Origin of the sequence: Lactobacillus sp. 23-2, assembly GCF_044902225.1 — a bacterium.
GTDB classification, from domain to species: domain Bacteria; phylum Bacillota; class Bacilli; order Lactobacillales; family Lactobacillaceae; genus Lactobacillus; species Lactobacillus absianus.
The window spans coordinates 41,036-59,306 of the sequence record NZ_JAOQBX010000003.1; the positions used below are offsets into that span (position 1 = coordinate 41,036).

Below are 18,271 nucleotides of genomic sequence, written 5' to 3' on the forward strand. Positions count from 1 at the left end.
TTTTGCTTTATGCCAGAAACTCACGAAAGAATTCGTGAAATGCCGCTTGAGCAGGTCATGGGCGAACGCTTTGGCCGCTACTCCAAGTACATCATTCAAGAGCGGGCCCTGCCTGACATCAGAGACGGGCTCAAGCCAGTGCAGCGGCGGATTCTGTACGCCATGTACCGTGACGGCAATACTTACGACAAGCCATTCAAGAAGGCGGCCAAGGCCGTCGGTAACATCATGGGTAACTACCACCCCCATGGCGACAGCTCCATCTATGGGGCTCTGGTCTTCTTGTCACAAGACTGGAAGATGCGCGAACCCCTGATTGAAATGCACGGGAACAACGGGTCCATGGACGGGGACAGCCCGGCTGCCATGCGTTATACCGAATCACGCCTGGCCAAGATTTCTAACGTCTTGCTGGAAGACATCGACAAAGAAACGGTGCCGATGGTGCTCAACTTTGATGACACCGAATATGAGCCGACCGTGCTGCCGGCCCGCTTCCCCAATCTGCTGGTCAATGGCTCGACCGGGATTTCTGCCGGCTATGCTACGGAAATCCCGCCGCACAACCTCAGCGAGGTGCTGGATGCCTCCATCCACCTGCTCAAGCACCCAGACGCTACTCTGGCCGATTTGATGCAGTTCGTGAAGGGCCCGGACTTCCCGACTGGGGGGATCGTCATGGGTACCAAGGGGATCGTGGACGCCTACAGAAGCGGCAAGGGGCGGATTCAGGTCCGCGCCAAGACCAGCATCCAGGAGATTCGTGGCCACCGGGAAGAGATCGTGGTTACGGAGATTCCCTACCTGGTCAACAAGGCCCAGCTGGTCAAGAAGATCGATGAGATCCGCGTGGCCCGGGAGCTTGATGGGATTTCGGAAGTCCGCGACGAAACTGACCGCCACGGCTTGTCGATTGTCATCGAACTGAAGAAGGATGCCGATGCCCAGAACATCCTGAACTACCTGCTCAAGAACACCGACCTGCAGGTATCCTACAACTTCAACATGGTGGCGATCGACCACATGACTCCTGTACAGGTAGGCCTTAAGCGGATTTTGCAGGCCTACCTGGAACATGAAGAAGAGGTCGTGATCAAGCGGACCAAGTTTGACCTCGGCAAGGCAGAAGGGCGCTTGGAGATCATCAACGGCTTGATCAAGGCCATGAGTATTCTGGACCAGGTCATCAAGACCATCCGTGCTTCCAAGAACAAGGCTGACGCCAAGAAGAATCTGGTCGCGGAATTTGCCTTCAGTCAAAGGCAGGCGGAAGCCATCGTCTCCTTGCAGCTGTACCGTTTGACCAATACTGACGTCGTTGCCCTGCAGAAGGAGAAACAGGAATTGGAAAGCAAGATTGCTGCCTTCAATGAGCTCTTGTCCAACAAGAGCGCCCTGCAAAAGCAGATCATCAAGGAATTGCGGGCAGTCAAGCATGACTTTGGCAATGACCGGCGGACCGAAATCAGCGATGAGACCGCCAAGGTTGAAGTCGATGAGAAGGCCTTGATCGCTGACGAAGACGTCCGGGTGCTGATTTCCCGGGATGGCTACATCAAGCGGTCATCCTTGCGGTCCTTCCAGTCGACTGATTCAACTGAAAACGGCCTGCCGGAAACTGATGAGGTCGTGTTTGAGCAGACCTTGTCGACTTTGACCAACCTCTACCTGTTCACCAATCACGGCAACTTGATCTACCGGCCAGTGCACGAGCTGGTGGAGACCAAGTGGAAGGATATCGGCCAGCACTTGTCTCAGGAATTGGGACTGGCGCATGACGAGGCGATCATCAAGGTCTTTGCCCTGAAGAGCCTGGACGATGAAAACGCGGTCTTCCTCTTGGCCACTAATGACGGCTTTATCAAGCAGGTTGCCTTGTCCAGCCTGCAGCCGACCCGGACCTACAAGTCTCGGGCCATCATGGCCATGAAGATGAAGACGGCTGATTCCCGGGTCATTGCCGTGGACATGCTGGACAAGCGGGCTGAGTACGAGACAACTTTGTTTACCAACCAGGCCTTTGCCCTCAAGTATGCCGTCTCCGAGGTGCCAGAAACTGGGGCCAAGGCAGCCGGGGTCAAGTCGATCAACCTGAAGGAGGATGACTTTGTCGTTGGGCTCTTGGTAAATGAGGTCAAGTACGATGGCCTCTACAAGGTCGGAATCATCACCCAAAGAGGGGCCTTCAAGCAGCTTAAGCTGGACCTGATTCCAGTGACCAGCCGGGCCAAGCGGGGCGTTTTGGTCTTGCGGACTTTGAAGCAGCAGCCGCACCGGATTGCCGGCCTGGCCTTCTACGCGCAAAACCATGAGCTGCTGCTGACCACCTCAAGCCTGCGCCAGCAGACGATTCTGACGACGGATCACCCGTTGGGCGACCGGCAGACCAACGGCTCATTCGTGGTCGATGTCAAGACTGATGGGGAGCCGCGCAGCCTGAAGCTGGGCCGGCCGGTTTCCGACCAGCCCCGGGACGTCTCCAGCCTCTTTTAGCGCAAGCAAAAGAAAAAAAGAATTTAGGCAAAAAGATTGAACAAAAGCCGCTTTTTTTAGTAGACTTAAAGAGGATTAAATTTTGAATTAGAGAAGGGACAATTCAAATGGAAAAAGAACTTGTTTTTGGTCACAGAAACCCAGATACTGACGCAATTGGCACCGCCATTGCCTACTCATACTTCCAGAACCAGCACGGCTACAACACTGAAGCCGTAGCCTTGGGCGAAGCAAACGATGAAACTGCCTTTGCCTTGAAGAAGTTTGGCTTTGAAGCACCTCGCGTTGTCAAGACCGTTTCAAACGAAGTCAACGCCATTATGCTGGTTGACCACAACGAACCTCAACAAAGCGTTGAAGACCGCGACAAGGTCAAGGTAACCCACGTGATCGACCACCACCGGATCAGCAACTTCGCGACGATCGACCCATTGTTCTACCGGGCTGAACCAGTTGGCTGCACCTCAACCGTTTTGTGGGAAATGTTCCAAGAACAAAACATGGAAATCCCAGCCAACATTGCTGGGATCATGCTGAGTGCCATCATTTCCGACACCTTGCTCTTGAAGTCACCAACCACGACCGACACTGACAAGAAGGCCGTTGAATCACTGGCCAAGATTGCTGGCGTCGACTACCAGGAATACGGTCTGGAACTGCTGAAGGCCGGCACCAACATCGCTGCCAAGAGCGTTGAAGAATTGATCGACCTTGACGCCAAGAGCTTTGAACTGGCAGGCAAGACGGCTCGCATCGCCCAAGTCAACGTCGTTGACGTTCCAGAAGCCCTGGAACGCAAGGAAGGCTTCCTGAAGGCCATGAAGGATGCCTCAGCAAAGAACGGCTACGACTTGTTCATGCTGGTGATCACCAACGTGCTTGACTCTGACTCCGAAGTGCTCTTCGTTGGCGACGACGAAAGCCAAAAGGTCTTTGCCAAGGCCTTCGGCAAGGAACTGAAGGACTCAGAAGCCCACTTGCCAGGCGTCGTATCACGCAAGAAGCAAATCGTGCCACCATTGACCCGTGCTTTTGAAGGCTAAGAAGCCCGATCAGCAAGGTGAATTTATAGACCAATTAAGCGCTAGCCTGACGGCTGGCGCTTTTTTGCCACCAATGAAACAAAGCCTATCCGTTACTACAATTATTATTAAAAACAAAAAAGCGCGGCTTCGCCGCGCGATAAAAAACAAAGTAAACAGTCTAGCTCAATTGCAGGAAAAAGCAAGGACTAGACTGTTTTTTTACAGCTGTTTCAGCTGCTCATAGTCGTTCTTGAGGTCTGAAGCAAGATAGACCGGGACTTGCACATGCTCAATGTCAGTCTGCCCATACAAGGCCATCAGCGCTGCCAGCTGGTCTTTCCAAGATTCGATTTCCAGGTACAGCTCTTCTTGGCCATGCTGCAAAAGAAAGTGCAGGAAGCAATTGGCCACGCCAACGAATTTTCCGCCCAAGGCCAAGCCTTTAAAGACGTCTAACGCGTTTCTGACGCCGCCAGAGACAATCAGCTTGTCAGTTAATGGATGAGCCAGAAGGGCGGCCAGAGCGGTCGGCAGACCTAAGTCATTCAAGTAGGGGATTGGGCTTTGCCGGCGGGAATTTTCAATTTGGGAGAAGTTGGTCCCGCCAGCACCGCCGATGTCGAACCATTCAAAGCCAGCTGCCTGCAGCTGGCGGATGGAGATTGGGTCAAGGCCGGAGCCGACTTCCTTGATCACGATCGGGACGCTGACGGCCTCGCGGATCTCTTTCAGCCGCTCCAGCCAGCGGAAGTCCCGGTCGCCTTCGGGCATGGCAATTTCCTGGGCGACGTTCAAGTGGATCTGCAAGGCGTCCGCCTCCAGCTCTTTGACGATCTCTTTGACGCTTGCGGCTGGGGTCAAGGGGTTGACATTGGCGAAAAGCAGACCATCGGGATTGGCTTCCCGGGCCACGTAGAAGGATTCAAGCTGGCTGGCTTCTTTGGTCAAGATGCTGGCGGAGCCTAAGGCCATGGCCAGCTTGGCCTTGGCCGCGACATAGCCCAAAGACTGGTTGATCTGCTTGGACTTCTCTGATCCGCCAGTCATCGCGTTGATGAAGAAGGGGGCAGACAGCTGCTTGCCAAACCAGTTGACAGCCAGGAGCTCCCGGTCAACGACAGTTTCCGGCAGGGCGGGACGCAGGAGGCGGACCTGGTCAAAAGAATTGGAATTTTCGGCATTAAAAAACATCTGAGTCAAAGCCAGATGTTCTTCTTTTCTTGTTGATCTTTGAGACATCGAAAACCTCTTAGTAAGTTAATTCAGATTGGTGAATGTGAAAGGCCAAAGGCAAGATCTTGTTCTTGAGCCATTCCTTTCTGAGTCGGTCGACATCAGTATTTTCATCGGTGATCACGATCCCGCAGTCGCCGTTGCCGGCACCACTGGTCTTGGCCGCGCCGCCGAACTTGTTGGCAATTTCGATCAGCTCAGTCAAGCGGGGGATTTCGATCGCGATGTTGTTCATCGCGGCAAAGTGCTGCAAAAGGCGCCGGTTGACGGAAATTTGGTGCTTAATGAGGTCAATCTTGCCTTCTTCAAAGCCCTTGATCATCTTGAGCACGCACTTGCGTGAATCTTCAAGGAACTTCATGTATTCCGTCTTCAGGACTTGCTTGTTGGCATTGGTCTTGTCAACAAGGCGGGAGGTTGAGGCTGGCTGCTGGCTCCAGCCAATGAGGAGCTCCATGCCTTTAGGCGGAAGCAGGGTTTGGATCTTCAAGCCTGGCCAAGCTTCGCCCACGACGTCTGACAAGGACTTGGAAGCCAGCTGCTCTTTCAGCCAGACCTTGTCGAAAGTCTGGTAGGCAATCCAGCCGCCGTAAACGCTGGCGGCAATATCGCCGGCACTCCCGTTGCCTTGAACTGAGTAGTGGGAAATGGTGGACAGCTTGTAGATCAGATCCTTGCTTGCCTTGACCCCGTAGAAGTGCAGAATGGCCTTGACCGTAGCGACCGTTACTGCCGCTGAGGAGCCTAAGCCGTACTTCTTGCCGTCAGCTGAGTCTAAATCAGAGTTGACGCGCAGGTCGTAGACGCCCATCTTGACTTTTTGTTCCAAGCAGTATCTTTCCGTGAAGGAAATGGCTGAAAGAATGTATTCAAAGGGGTTGTCCCGGTTGTCGATCACCATCTTGGAACCGCGGCGGACCCAGTGAATTGAGTCTTGTGAGTATTGCTTGGAGTGAATCAAACCAGTATCGCCCTTGCTTGGGGTGATGGAAACTTTAACGTATTGGTCAAGCGCGACCAAAATTGCAGGACAATCCTGCTCCAATACGGCGTATTCGCCGGCAATATAAAGTTTGCCTGGTGCTTTTTCAGTAATCAAAAAAACTCTTCCTCTGTTCTATCTTGAATATAACCTTAATCCTGATACGAAATGCCTGGACCAAAGCCAGCTTCAATAATCTTAACACGTTCAAAAGCCGTCTCAAAATTATTTATGATTTTTTTACAATTTTGCGACTGGCACAGAATCTTAACATTCGGACCCGCGTCAATCGTGTAATAGCATTCTACACCTTTTTCCCGTAAATTGCCGACAAGCTTGATCGCTTTGATCGTATCCGGCTCAAAATAAGTGAAGCCTGGCTGGGCGGTCAAGGTCAGTGAATGCATCTCGCTGGCATTGAGCTCGGCCAAAGAACCCAGCTTGGTGAAGTCGCCTGTCTTGATCGCGTCCTCCATGTCTGCCAGCTCCTGGTCGTTTCTGTCCAGCCAAGTCTGGTAGAAGGGGGAAGTCTTGCTGGCTTCCATGCCTTTAGTGGATGAAATCTTCTTTGGCTGATCATTGAGCTCAACCGCCAGCAATTTTAAATCCATCTTCGGGCTTTCAACAAGCGGGTAAGCAAAAGAATCAGCGTCGCTGCTCCCTTTCTGCCAGACGGCAAAGCCGCCGTAGATTGACCGGGAGGCGGAGCCAGATCCCATCCGGGCCATCCGGGAGAGCTCTTGCCGGTCAACATCCAGCTGGTAGTGGTCGGCAAAAGCCGCCGCCAGAGCCGCAAAAGCGGAACTGGATGAGGCCAGGCCGGCCGCGGTCGGAACGTGGTTGGTGGATTCAACGGCCAGAGAGCCGGAGACGCCAAAGCGCTCCTGCATCAGCTTGAGATAGTTGAACACGCGGCTGGCGGCCGGACCCTCTTGCTTGACTCCGTTTAAAGAAAAGGACATCTCGCTGGCGTCAGTCAGCTTGGTTTCACTATAAAAGGCGTCCAGGGTCATGGACAGACTTGACATGAGCGGCAGGCGCAGCTTGGCGTCCTTCTTGCCCCAGTATTTGATCAGGGCGATATTGGTATGCGCGCGGGCAGTTCTACTCATTTGTTCTCCAACTTTCTTTTATTTTTGTTTATTGTTTTATCGTCATCATTTGGTGGTGTATTTTTCTTACAGTCTCTATTTTATAGTACAAATCGGGACAAAAGAAAAAATCTAGAAAAATTTCTAGATTTTTTCTATTTTTAGCTAGATTTCTTCAATCCAGTGGTGAGCGATCAAATCATGGCAGTCAGCCGCGATCTTCCGGGCACTGGCCCCATCCTTGCACAGGGCAATCACGATGCCGCCGAGCCCCCCGCCGGAGAGCTTGCAGCCAAGTGCCCCGTCTTTTGCGGCAATTTGGCACATCTGGTCGATTTTTGGGGTTGAAAGGCCAAAAGAAGCCAGAATGGTCTGAGCTTCATTGAAGCAGGTCCCAACGGCGGCTGGATCCTGTTTGACCCAGGCATCTTCAACTTGGTCAGCCAGGCTGCCTAAGCGCTGCATGTCCGCTTTCGCCGCCGGCGACTTTTCCAGGAGCCGGGCGACCATGGTGACGGCTTCCCGGGTATTGCCCAAGTCCCCGGTATCCATAATCAGCAGGGTTGCTCCCAGAGTTCCTTCCAGCGCCTGCGGGCCGGCTTGCTTGTTGAAAAAGACCAGGCTTTCGGAATTGACCGTTGCCGCGTCCAGGCCGGAAGCCTTGCCGTGGTTGATAGTTTCGGCATGGTTGGTGATGTCCATGACGTCTTGCTCAGTCAGCTTAAGGCCGAGGAACTGGCTCAAGGCCTTGGTCGTCCCTAAGGCCACGGTGGCGGAAGAACCTAAGCCGCGCTCAATTGGAATTTCGCCGGTGTAGGTCAGCTTGACCGGGATTTCTTTCCCGGCCCGCTTGCATAATTCACGTACGACGTATTTGAGGCCGTTATAGTCATCTGGGGCCTCAAAAAATGGGCCATGGTAAAGGGCAGTATCCATCCAGGCCGTCCCAGCCGTTTCCTCAACGCTGGTCGTGATATGGAGGGCCTTGATTGGCATTGCCAGGGCATCATAGCCATAAACAACTGAATGTTCGCCAATCAAGATTACTTTGCCATGAGCCGTACAAGAAGTTTGCACTAATTAATCACCTCAATCGATATTTGTCTGCTTCTGTATTTGAACTAGAAAAATTTCCAAAAAACTGTCTTGCTTGCTAAAATTTAATTATTGAGTCATTCGCTGATAAGCAAGGAGTGAAAACCGTGATCAAGATTTTAACTGGACGTCAATACGATCCGTTGCAAGACGAGCTTCTCAGCCGCGCCGCCAAGTGCTACCTGGCCGACCGGCAAAAAGAAACTTTTGTTATCGTTCCAAACCATATCAAGTTTAACACAGAAGTGGCGACGATAGAAAAGGTCGCGCAAATTCAAGGGCAGGATGAAACCAGCGTCAAGAATCTGCACGTCCTGTCTTTCTCGCGTCTGGCTTGGTATTTGTTCAAAAAAGCGGACATCAGCCTGCCGGAAAGCCTGGATGACGCGGCCGCGGTCATGATCCTGGAGAAAATCGTCAACCAGGAGCAGGAGAAGCTGCGGCTTTTTCAAAATACCCACGCCAACCAGGGGATGATCAAGCAGCTCTACAATACGATCCTGCAAATTCATACCGGCCGTCTGGATTTGGCCGGCCTGCTTGACGACGCGGCCAATCCCGCGGTCGCTGGCGACCTGGACACGGAAACGGCTGACAAGCTGCACGACCTGAACATCATCTATGACCGCTTCTTGGCCACCATTCTCCAGAAGCATTTCGCGACAAAGGATGAGCTGAACATTGAGCTCAACGATGTTCTGCAAAACAACCCCCAGCTTTTGGCTGGCAGCTCCTTCTTCTTCACGGACTTCAGCCACTTCAGCATTCAGGAAAAGACAACCGTGCAGCTGCTGGCCGTTTACGCGGAGAACCTGACCCTGGCCTTCAAGACAGCTGACGGCAAGATCGCCGGCGGGGTTCTGCCAGGCGACTATGACTATGTCGTGCAAAAGACCATCCGCGACCTGCTGGGCTATTTTAGAGAACACCAGCTGCCTTTTCAAACTGAAGCCGGCAATTTCTTAGGCCACAAAGGGGCAGGCAGTCCCGGCCAGGCCGACTTGAACCAGCTGTGGCTGCAAGGCAGCCAAGCTAGGGCCAGCCTGCAGAACCTGACCCTGGTCAAGGCCGACTCCCGCTACGCCGAAGCCTATTTTGTGGCGCGGACGATTTACCAGCAGGTGGTGACTGGCGGAGCCAGCTATAACGACTTTTTGGTGCTTGCCCCCAACCTGCAGGAGTATGAAACCTATCTGTTGCCCATTTTGCGCCAGAACCGGATTCCCTTTTTTGACGACCTGCAGCAGCAGATGAAGTACCACCCCCTGGCCATCTTTTTGGAAGACTTGGCCAAACTGTACGCGGAGCCGGGGCAAACCGGGGCCATCTTGGGGATTATGAAGACCCGGCTGCTGATTCCGCGCGGCTACTTTATCAAGGCAGCCCAAAAGCACGGGCTTGACTGGTATGCTCCTGAAAGCCAAAAGGACCGGGCCGTCTGCCAGGAGGCTGAGCGGGCCTACTTGCGCGACGTCGACCGCTTGGAGACCTTCGTTCTCTCCCACGGGATCACCCACTCCTTGTGGAACAAGTCTTTTAAAGACTTTGCCAAGGCCCAGATCACTTATCTGGACCTTGACGACAAGCTGATCAAACGCCTGGACAGCCTGCGCGAGTATTTTGTCAGCCGCCTGGCTAAGCTTGCCGGTCAGCTGAAGCAGGAAACAGACAGCCAGACCGCGGTCACGGACTTCTTTACCTTTTTGACTGGCGAAGGGGTCAGCGACCAGCTGGACCGCTGGCGCGGCAGTGCCAATGACGCGGGCGACTTGCAGCAGGCCCAGTGGCCGGAGCAGGTTTGGAACTTGCTGCTGCAGCTGCTGAAGGACTATTTGCTGATCAATCCTGAGCAATTTAATGCCCAGTCCTTCTTCAAGATGCTCCAAGCTGCCTTCAGCGAAGCCGAATTTGCTACGATTCCTTCGACATTGGACGCGGTTACCCTGTCTGAATTGGGGATGGTGCAAAAGGCCAGGTACAAGCAGGTCTTTATTATTGGCGCCAGCAGCGGCAACCTGCCTAAGATTGAGAACAAGCCGGCCTTTTTGACCAGCGAGAACCTGGCCCAGCTGGACCAGTTCTTTGACGAGGACTCCTACCTGGAAGACCGGCAGGACTTGAACAACCTGGACCAGGAGTACCAATTTGGCGGTGCGCTGGCTTTGGCTTCTGAGCGGGTATATGTTTCCTATCCAGTCATCAATTCCAATAACGACCCCCTGGAGCCGTCGCCGTACTATGAGCGGCTGCTGAATCTGGCTGGCGGGCGTGAATATGCCCAGCATGACCTGCCAAAGATCGAAGCAGGGGACCAGGAGCTGGCCAAGCAGCTGCTCTTGTTCATGACTACCCCACAGGCCAGCGTGGGCTACTTGACCTATGCCAACCTGCTGGCCAAGGGGCAAAGCCGCTTTTTGACCAAGCTGCTGGAGCTGACTGAGCGCTATATTCCAGACCGTCTGGCCGCCATCAAACAGGGGATGGCTTTTGACAACAACCCTGAAAATATCTCCCTGGAGCTGGCTGAGCGCCTTTATGGCAAAAACATGTCCTCTTCTGTCTCGCAGCTGGAGAGTTACTACAAGAACTCGTATGAGTACTTCCTAAACTATGGCCTGCGCTTGAGAAGACGGGCAGAAAACGAGCTGGACGTCATTCAAGCCGGCAACTACTTCCACCGGACCTTTGAGCTGCTGGTCAAAGAGCTCAAGGCGCAAGGGAAGAACATCGCGGAGATGGACAACCTGGAACTAGAGCAGTTTTTGGCTGAAATCCGCCGCAAGATTGCTCAAGAGCCAATCTACCAGCAGCTGCTTAACGATCCTTTCAACCAATACCTGTTCCATGCCTTCGACAAGACCACCAGCAAGGTGGCCAGGGCATACAGGGATGAGCAGCAAATGACGCGGATGCATGCCGTCTTCGCTGAGCTGCCTTTTGGGCCAACGGAAAAGATCGCGGGTCTGGAGCTTCCGCTCAAAAAGTTCGCTGGCAAGCGCAAGGTCAATATCCGCGGGAAAATCGACCGGGTTGACCTCTTCCAGGGCGAAAAGCACGTTTTGGGCCAATTGATTGACTATAAGTCGTCCGAGCACCAGTTTAAGCTGGCTCCATTTGCCAACGGGATTGACCTGCAGATGATCACTTACTTGGACGTGCTGCAGAAGAATGCCCACCTGCTGGCCGCTGAAAAGCAGCTGGACCTGCTAGGAGCTTTCTACCAGTACGTGACCAGGAAGCTGAACTCCATCAACGCCACTGGCAGCAATGCCGTCCTTGATGCCAAGCTTCTGCCAAAGGCAGACAAGCTGGGCGGGGAGAACTGGCTGGCCCTTAAGGGGGTCTATGTCGGCAATCCGGACTGGTTCGCGGAAGTCGACGACGTCATCAAAGAGGGACTGGACCAGGAAGCAGCCGGCTACAAGTCGCGGATCTACAGCCGGGTCGTGACCAAGAAGGGCGGTGGCTTGCGGCAGACGCCGACGGAATTTACGGAAGACGAGCTGCAGCTGCTGCTGGAATATGCCGAGTACTTGATCGAGCAGGCGGCAGATGAGATCTTCAGCGGACAGATCAAGCTGAATCCATACCGGATGGGGGCGGAAAACGGTCTGCGCTACAGCGACTTCAAGGATATCTTCTTCTTTGATGAGCAGCTGCCGGAAAACCACTACCACGAGATTCAAAGCATGAACAAGGATGAGCTGCTGGCAGCCGCCAGACAAGCTTTAGGCAAGGAAGAAACGGAGGACGCGGAATAATATGTCAAGCAAAGTCAAATATACGCCAGCCCAAGAGGCCGCGATCAATACCAGAAACAGCGACATCCTGATCTCTGCCTCGGCGGGCTCTGGCAAGACCAGCGTCTTGGTTGAGCGGGTGATCAAGGAGGTCATTGCCGATCAGATGCCGGTTGACCAGCTGCTGGTCATCACTTTTACCAATGCCGCGGCTGAAGAAATGAAAAAGCGGATCAAGCAGCGGCTTGAAGAAGAGAGCCGCAAGCCGGGCCTGTCCAAAGAGGAGCGCAATTTCCTGACTCGGCAGCTGACCAGTCTGGAGACGGCCAACATCTCCACGATCGACTCTTTTTGCTTGGACGTGGTTCGCCGCTTCTATTACACGATTGATTTGGATCCAGACTTCTCAATCCTGACGGATGAGACCCAGCAGAGCCTGCTCAAAGATCGGGCCTTGCGGGAGGTCGAGCACGACTATCTGGAAAGCCCGGACCCAGTCCAGAAGCAGAAGTTTGAGACTTTCTATGATGCCTTTTTGGGCGATCGCAATGCCGATGCCTCGAGAGACCTGCTCAACGCCCTTTACAACTACGCGATGGCCAAGCCCGACTATGAGGACTGGCTGAGCGATTTATGCCGGCCATACCAAGTGCCGACCAGCGACCTCGTGGACAGTCCCCTTTGGCAAAAGCAGATCAAGCCTTACCTTTTGGCCGCTTTTGGCGACCTGCGGGAGAAGGTCGCGGAAGTTTTAGCGCTGGCGGACATGGAGCAGGCAGCCATGGACAAGATCCGCAAGCTCTATGAGCTTGAAGCGGCCCATCTGGACCAATATCTGGATAGCCTGAACACTGATGACCCATACGACGTGCAGCTGGCCAAGGCCCGGGACTGCATTTTTGAGGGGACCTTAAGAAAGGTCAAGGCCTGCCCGGAAGCCAGCCTGGAAGCGGCAGAAGTCCGCAATGAGGTCAAAGACCGGGTCAGCAGCCTCTTTTTGGCCTTTTACGCGGTTGACAACCAGCAGCAAAAGGAGCTGATGGACAAGGGCTATGAGGTCAGCCAGATCATCGCGGAAGTCGAACTGGCCTTCATCGAGCGCTTTGCCAAGATCAAGCGCGGCGAACGGGTTCTGGACTTCAGCGACATGGAGCAGTTTGCCTACAAAATCCTGACCAAGCAGGATGAAGGCGGCGATCTGGCCCGTTCCTTCTACCAAAACAAGTTCAAGGAAATCATGGTCGATGAATACCAGGATACCAACGCCCTGCAGGATGGCCTGATTCAAAGCCTCAAGCAGGAGGGAAAGAACAACGTCTTCATGGTCGGCGACGTCAAGCAGTCCATTTACGGCTTCCGCCAGGCTGAGCCCAGTCTTTTCATCGCCAAGTATGACGACTTTGGCCAGGCCGGCCCAGAGAGCGGCAAAAAGCGGATCATTTTCCCGGAAAACTTCCGCTCCAGCCAGCCAGTGGTCGACAACGTCAACATGATTTTTGACCCGGTCCTGACCAAGGACTTCGGCGGCATTGACTACAAGAGCGAAGGGCAGCTGAAGTACGCCGCCGGCTATAACAAGGACTTGAACCTTTCCGCCGCAACAGAAGTGCTTTTCCATGAAAATCTGTCCGTGAAAGCAGCCGAAAGCGACGCCGACGATGACGGCGAGGCAATGGATCCAACTGACGTGCAGATGATCATCAGCCGGATTCAGCAAATGGTCAAGAGCCAGATGCAGATCTATGATCCCAAGACTAAGACCAAGCGGGCGATCAAATACGGCGACATTGCCATCTTGACCAGAGCCAAGTCCAACAACCTGGCCATCAAGCAGACCTTTGACAGATACGAGATTCCCCTCTTTGTCATGGACGTTGAAAACTACTTCCAGACCTTTGAGCTGACGGTAGTCATGTCCTTCTTGAAGGTCATCGACAATCCTGACCAGGACATCCCTCTGGTCGCCGTCCTGCGCTCACCGATCTTCAACTTCACTTCCAGCGACTTTGCCAACATCCGCCTGGCCCAGCGGTCAGTCAGCTTCTTTACGGCTATGGAAAGCTATGCCCGCCGCCATGATGATGAGCTGGCCGGAAGAATCCAGGGCTTTTTTGACCTGCTGGATGACTTGCGCGACTTTGCCAACAGCCACCGGATTTCCGAGCTGCTGTGGACCATCTACCAGAAGACTGGCTTTTTGGAAATGGTCACGGCCATGGCCAATGGCGAGCAGCGGCGGCTGAACCTGACGGCCTTGTATGAAAGAGCGACGGCTTATGAGAGCTCGGGCTTCCGTGACCTGTACCAGTTCATCAATTTTATTGCCCGCATGCGCAAGAACCAAAAGGATCTCTCACAGCCAATTTCCAGCGAAAGCGCTGAAGACGCGGTTAAACTGATGACGATTCACGCTTCAAAGGGGCTGGAGTATCCAGTCGTCTTCCTGGTCGGCCTCCAAAAGCGCTACCTGATCAGCTCCGATCTGTCCGGCAGCTGGGTCTTGGACGCGGAAGGGCTGGGGATGGCCTTCCCGTCCCCTGTCAAAGCACCGGAGGTCATGGCAGATACCTTGTTCAAGTCCTGGCTGAAGATCATCAAGAAGCAGAAGCTGCTGGAAGAAGAAGCCCGCTTGCTGTACGTCGCCTTGACCCGGGCCAAGCAGAAGCTGGTCTTAGTCGCCGATATCCCCGTGTCAGCCAAGACGCCTCTTGCCAGCAAGGAAGCGGCCTGGAGCCGGCAGATCAAGGGCGGTCAGGTCTCCCTGATCGATAAGATGAACGTCAACAAGCCCCTTGACTTCCTGGCGCCATCCTTGGCCAAGTATAAAGAGCAAGAGCATGCCAGCGACTTGCACGTCAAGGACTTGGCTGACGGCGATGACGGCCGGCTCCGGTTCGTTCACTACACTGATGCGCAAGATGAGCCAATCTTGCCAGAAGAAAGTGAAAAGCCGGCAGCAGAAGCCACTTTGTCCAAAATTGAGCTGGAAGCGGTCAATTGGACCAAGAAGTTTTTTGACTTCGAATATCCTAATCAAGCCGCTACGACCACGACGGCCTACCAGACCGTATCGGAAATCAAGAAGGCGGTTGGGGACCCCGACGACAAGGAACTGGAGAATTCCCACACGCCGGAATTGGCCGCCACCAACCGCTACCTGCAGCCAATTGACACAGAGCCGGACTTCTTGTTCAAGAAGGGGGCTTCAGCGGCGGAAATCGGGACGGCCACCCACCTGGTCCTGCAGTATTATGACTATTCGCAAGAACCCAGCCGGCAGAATCTGGATGAGCAGATCGACCAGCTGGTCAAAAGCGACAAATTGACCCAAGCCCTGGCCGAGCAGATCAACCGCGACCACCTTCAGTGGTTCATCTCCAGCACTTTTGCCAGCCGTTTCCGTGAACATCCTGAGCGTCTCTACCGGGAGCAGAACTTCTCGATCATCCTCAATCCAGGCCGTCTGTTTGCCAGTTTGCGCGATTTTCCGGGCAAAATTTTGGTCCATGGGACAATCGATGGCTATTATGCCGGTGAAAATGGTATTATTTTATTTGACTACAAGACTGACCACGTTGACCGGGCAAACTTGGAGGCTTCAATCGCGGAATTGCAGGAAAAATACCGCGGGCAGCTGAAGCTCTATGAGAAGGCACTGAATGAGATCAGCGACCCCGGCCAAAGCAAGCGAAAAGTGGCTCATAAGTACCTGATTCTGCTGGACTGCCAGCAGATCGTGGAAGTCACCGGATGAGGAAGCAGAAGCAATTAACAATATTTACAACAATTAACAGCAATATCACGAATGGAAAGGAGTGGACGCATGGGACAATTTTTTGACGATGAGACTTTTGCCGTCGTCGACTTGGAAACGACTGGAACCCGGAAAGAAGAGGGACACCGGATCATTCAGTTCGGCTGCGCGATTGTCAAGAAGCGCCAGGTCGTCAAGACCTATTCTTTGATGATCAATCCGCATGCCGAGATACCGCTAGCGGTCACCAACCTGACCGGCATCAGCAATGAGATGGTTGCCAGTCAGCCGGACTTTGCCCACTACGCGGCCAAGATCCGCAAGATCCTGACGGGCACGGTCTTTGTGGCCCATAACGTCAATTTTGATTTTCCCTTTTTAAACTATGAGCTGGAGCAGGCCGGGCTTGACCCCTTGGACATCAAGGCCGTGGATACGGTTGAATTGGCCAAGATCGCCTTTCCAACCCAGCCGTCTTACAAGCTGCGGGATTTGACCGCCAGCCTGCAAATTTCCCACAAGAATCCCCACAAGGCCGATTCTGATGCCTATGGAACCGCGATTCTGCTGGTCAAGATCATCGAGAAGCTGGAGCGGTTGCCGCAGGCAACTTTGAACTTGCTCGGGACGATGGCGCCCAAACTGATCCGCGACACGGGCTGGATCATCAAGACGATTGCCGACGGCTCGCGCAAGAAGCGGCGCAAGCTGCCCAAAGATAAGATCCAGGTCCAGAATCTGGTCTTGCACAAGCAGGAGCTGCCAGTCGTCCAAGAAGGGCGGCAGGCGGAATTTCCAGTAAGCAATGAGGCCAAAAAGAAGCTCTTCAAAAATCAGATCAACTACCGCCAGCCCCAGGTCGACCTGATTGACTACATGCATGAGTTCGTCAATGATGACCGCCAGCGGATTTTGCTGGTGGAAGCACCCAACGGAACTGGGAAGACTTTTGCCTACTTGTTTGCCTATGCCTACCAGCTCTATTCTGGCCGCAAGCTGGTCATCGCCACGCCGACCAAGGTTTTGCAAGAGCAGCTTCTGAACCAGGAGATTCCCCAATTGCTCAAGGTGACTGGCCTGGGGCTGAACGCGGAAATGGTCAAAGCTTCCAGCCACTACCTGGATCTGGACGGCTTTGCCTCAACCCTGCGTCAGCCTGCTCCCAACAAGACGACCTTGATCCTGCAGATGGGCATCCTGGTCTGGCTGACGGAAACGACGACCGGGGATTTGGATGAGCTGCAGCTGACTGCTGAGCAGCTGCCAATTTTCACCCAAATCAAGCATCCTGGGGATGCCCGGGTCGGCACCCGCTTTGCCAGCGTTGACTTTTGGAATCTGGCCAGAAGAAAGCAGGAGCAGGCCAATATCCTGGTCACCAACCACGCCTACCTGGTCAACCACTATATGGACTCCATCTGGGGACAGAATCCCTACCTGGTTGTCGATGAGGCTCACCGCTTTGCCGAGAGCCTGGTTTCCTCCAGAACCGATTCGCTGCGGTTTGAATCCATCTGGGGGATGGTCAGCCACTTGCGCAACCTCTTGTACTTTACCGACAACAACCTGGCAAAAGAGAGCGAGGAGAACGTCCAGCTCAAGCTCCTGCTTGAATTGCTGGACGAAGAAAGCCTAGACCTGATCCGGACTTTGAACCGGATGCAGAAGCTGGTCTATAGCCGGAAAGACAAGGCTTTAGGGCAAAGAACCCTGCCGAACAAGAGCATTCAGTTCACGATTGAAGGAACTGACCTCTTCCCGGACGACTCCCCCTTCAGAAGCTTGTTGAAGGAATTTCAACAAAAGCTAGAGCAGGTCCGGATCCACACCAACCAGATCATTGACCTGCTCTACCGGGAGCGCGACCGCTATTTGACCGATGAGCAGTCCTTGATGGATGAACTGGCCGAGCAGGTTGACCATATCGACTATTACGCGGAAAAGAGCTATCAGCTGGCCGATCTGCTAAGCCAGAAGGAGAATCTTAATCATTTGGGCTTTATCGTCCACGTGACCAACCCTGGGGACTCACTGAGCAGCAACCTGCACTGGATGACCCTGGACAGTTCTGAAGAATTGCATAAAATTTATGACCGCTTTGACCATTTGTCCTTCGTTAGTGCGACAATGTCCAATGACGGCAAATTTGATTACGCCAAACACGAACTGGCCTTAAACGGCCTGGCGGTCGATTCCTTTAAGGGCAAGTCGACTTTTGACATGAACCAGCACCTGAAGATTCTCGCGGTCGACGAGCACCAGCCAGAGCCGGACAGCCCTGAATACCAGCAGCTGATTGAAAAGATCCTGACCAAGGACTTGAATGGGCAAAAGCACGTCCTGGTCTTGTTTACCAGCTTGGATTTGATCAAGAAGGTCTATCTGGACCTGTTGAATGACCCAAGAGTCAAGGACTATGAGCTTCTGGCCCAAGGCTTGACCGGGTCCAACGAACGCCTGGCTAAGCGCTTCGTGATCGCGGAAAGGTCAATTCTGCTAGGGGCTGATTCCTTCTGGGAGGGGATCGACTTCCATAACTGCGGGATTGACCTGGTCATCGCGACTCGCCTGCCATTTGAGTCGCCGGACCTGCCGGAAGTCCGCCTCAAGCAGCATTATCTGGCCCAGCAGGGCATCGACGTCTTCAACCAGGAGTCTCTGCCCAAGGCCGCTTTGCGCCTGCGTCAGGGATGCGGCCGCCTGATCCGGGGGGAAGAGGACCATGGGACCTTCTTGATCCTCGATCCCCGCATTTGGACCAAGCAATACGGAGCCTATTTCCGGGCCAGCCTGCCGGCCAGGGTTGAAAAGGTGGCAATCAAAGAGCTGAAAGCAAAATTAAAGATGGCGAGGTAGCA

Annotated in this window: 9 protein-coding genes; 5 read left to right on the forward strand and 4 right to left on the reverse strand. The window is 53.7% G+C overall.

Annotated features, from left to right (window positions below):
- The first annotated feature begins 9 nt into the window (after positions 1–9).
- Both parC and OCH80_RS01925 read left to right on the forward strand, forming a co-directional pair.
- Positions 10–2,493: a DNA topoisomerase IV subunit A gene (gene parC, locus OCH80_RS01920; RefSeq protein WP_302187558.1), complete on the forward strand. Its 2,484-nt coding sequence runs from the start codon at positions 10–12 to the stop codon at positions 2,491–2,493.
- A 107-nt stretch (positions 2,494–2,600) separates the two neighbouring features.
- A complete protein-coding gene (locus OCH80_RS01925) occupies positions 2,601–3,536 on the forward strand; it encodes a manganese-dependent inorganic pyrophosphatase (RefSeq protein WP_154548701.1) in 936 nt (311 codons plus the stop codon).
- Positions 3,537–3,737: 201 nt separating this feature from the next.
- Here OCH80_RS01925 and fni read toward each other — a convergent pair whose 3' ends face one another.
- The 4 genes from fni to mvk form a co-directional block, all read right to left on the reverse strand.
- Positions 3,738–4,757 (reverse strand): type 2 isopentenyl-diphosphate Delta-isomerase, encoded by a 1,020-nt coding sequence (gene fni / locus OCH80_RS01930; RefSeq protein WP_302187556.1) that lies wholly within the window; start codon positions 4,755–4,757, stop codon positions 3,738–3,740.
- 10 nt (positions 4,758–4,767) lie between these two features.
- Positions 4,768–5,850, reverse strand: coding sequence for a phosphomevalonate kinase (locus OCH80_RS01935; protein ID WP_302187555.1), 1,083 nt, complete (start codon positions 5,848–5,850; stop codon positions 4,768–4,770).
- A gap of 35 nt (positions 5,851–5,885) precedes the next feature.
- Positions 5,886–6,845 carry a diphosphomevalonate decarboxylase gene (gene mvaD / locus OCH80_RS01940; protein WP_302187554.1) on the reverse strand — a complete coding sequence of 320 codons (960 nt, stop codon included), beginning with the start codon at positions 6,843–6,845 and terminating at the stop codon, positions 5,886–5,888.
- A 144-nt stretch (positions 6,846–6,989) separates the two neighbouring features.
- Positions 6,990–7,901, reverse strand: coding sequence for a mevalonate kinase (gene mvk, locus OCH80_RS01945; protein WP_404537463.1), 912 nt, complete (start codon positions 7,899–7,901; stop codon positions 6,990–6,992).
- 125 nt (positions 7,902–8,026) lie between these two features.
- Here mvk and OCH80_RS01950 point away from each other — a divergent pair, with 125 nt between their 5' ends.
- From OCH80_RS01950 to OCH80_RS01960, 3 genes are all read left to right on the forward strand, one after another.
- Positions 8,027–11,680: a PD-(D/E)XK nuclease family protein gene (locus OCH80_RS01950; protein ID WP_404537464.1), complete on the forward strand. Its 3,654-nt coding sequence runs from the start codon at positions 8,027–8,029 to the stop codon at positions 11,678–11,680.
- A 1-nt stretch (position 11,681) separates the two neighbouring features.
- Positions 11,682–15,413 (forward strand): helicase-exonuclease AddAB subunit AddA, encoded by a 3,732-nt coding sequence (gene addA, locus OCH80_RS01955; RefSeq protein WP_404537466.1) that lies wholly within the window; start codon positions 11,682–11,684, stop codon positions 15,411–15,413.
- Positions 15,414–15,482: 69 nt separating this feature from the next.
- Positions 15,483–18,269, forward strand: a complete 2,787-nt coding sequence (locus OCH80_RS01960; protein WP_404537468.1) for a helicase C-terminal domain-containing protein — start codon at positions 15,483–15,485, stop codon at positions 18,267–18,269.
- Positions 18,270–18,271: the final 2 nt, after the last annotated feature.

Excerpts from the sequence above, each read along its gene's own strand:
- parC (WP_302187558.1), top strand. The coding sequence starts at position 10 with ATGCCAGAAACTCACGAAAGAATTCGTGAAATGCCGCTTGAGCAGGTC.
- OCH80_RS01925 (WP_154548701.1), top strand. The coding sequence starts at position 2,601 with ATGGAAAAAGAACTTGTTTTTGGTCACAGAAACCCAGATACTGACGCA.
- fni (WP_302187556.1), bottom strand. The coding sequence starts at position 4,757 with ATGTCTCAAAGATCAACAAGAAAAGAAGAACATCTGGCTTTGACTCAG.
- mvaD (WP_302187554.1), bottom strand. The coding sequence starts at position 6,845 with ATGAGTAGAACTGCCCGCGCGCATACCAATATCGCCCTGATCAAATAC.
- addA (WP_404537466.1), top strand. The coding sequence starts at position 11,682 with ATGTCAAGCAAAGTCAAATATACGCCAGCCCAAGAGGCCGCGATCAAT.
- OCH80_RS01960 (WP_404537468.1), top strand. The coding sequence starts at position 15,483 with ATGGGACAATTTTTTGACGATGAGACTTTTGCCGTCGTCGACTTGGAA.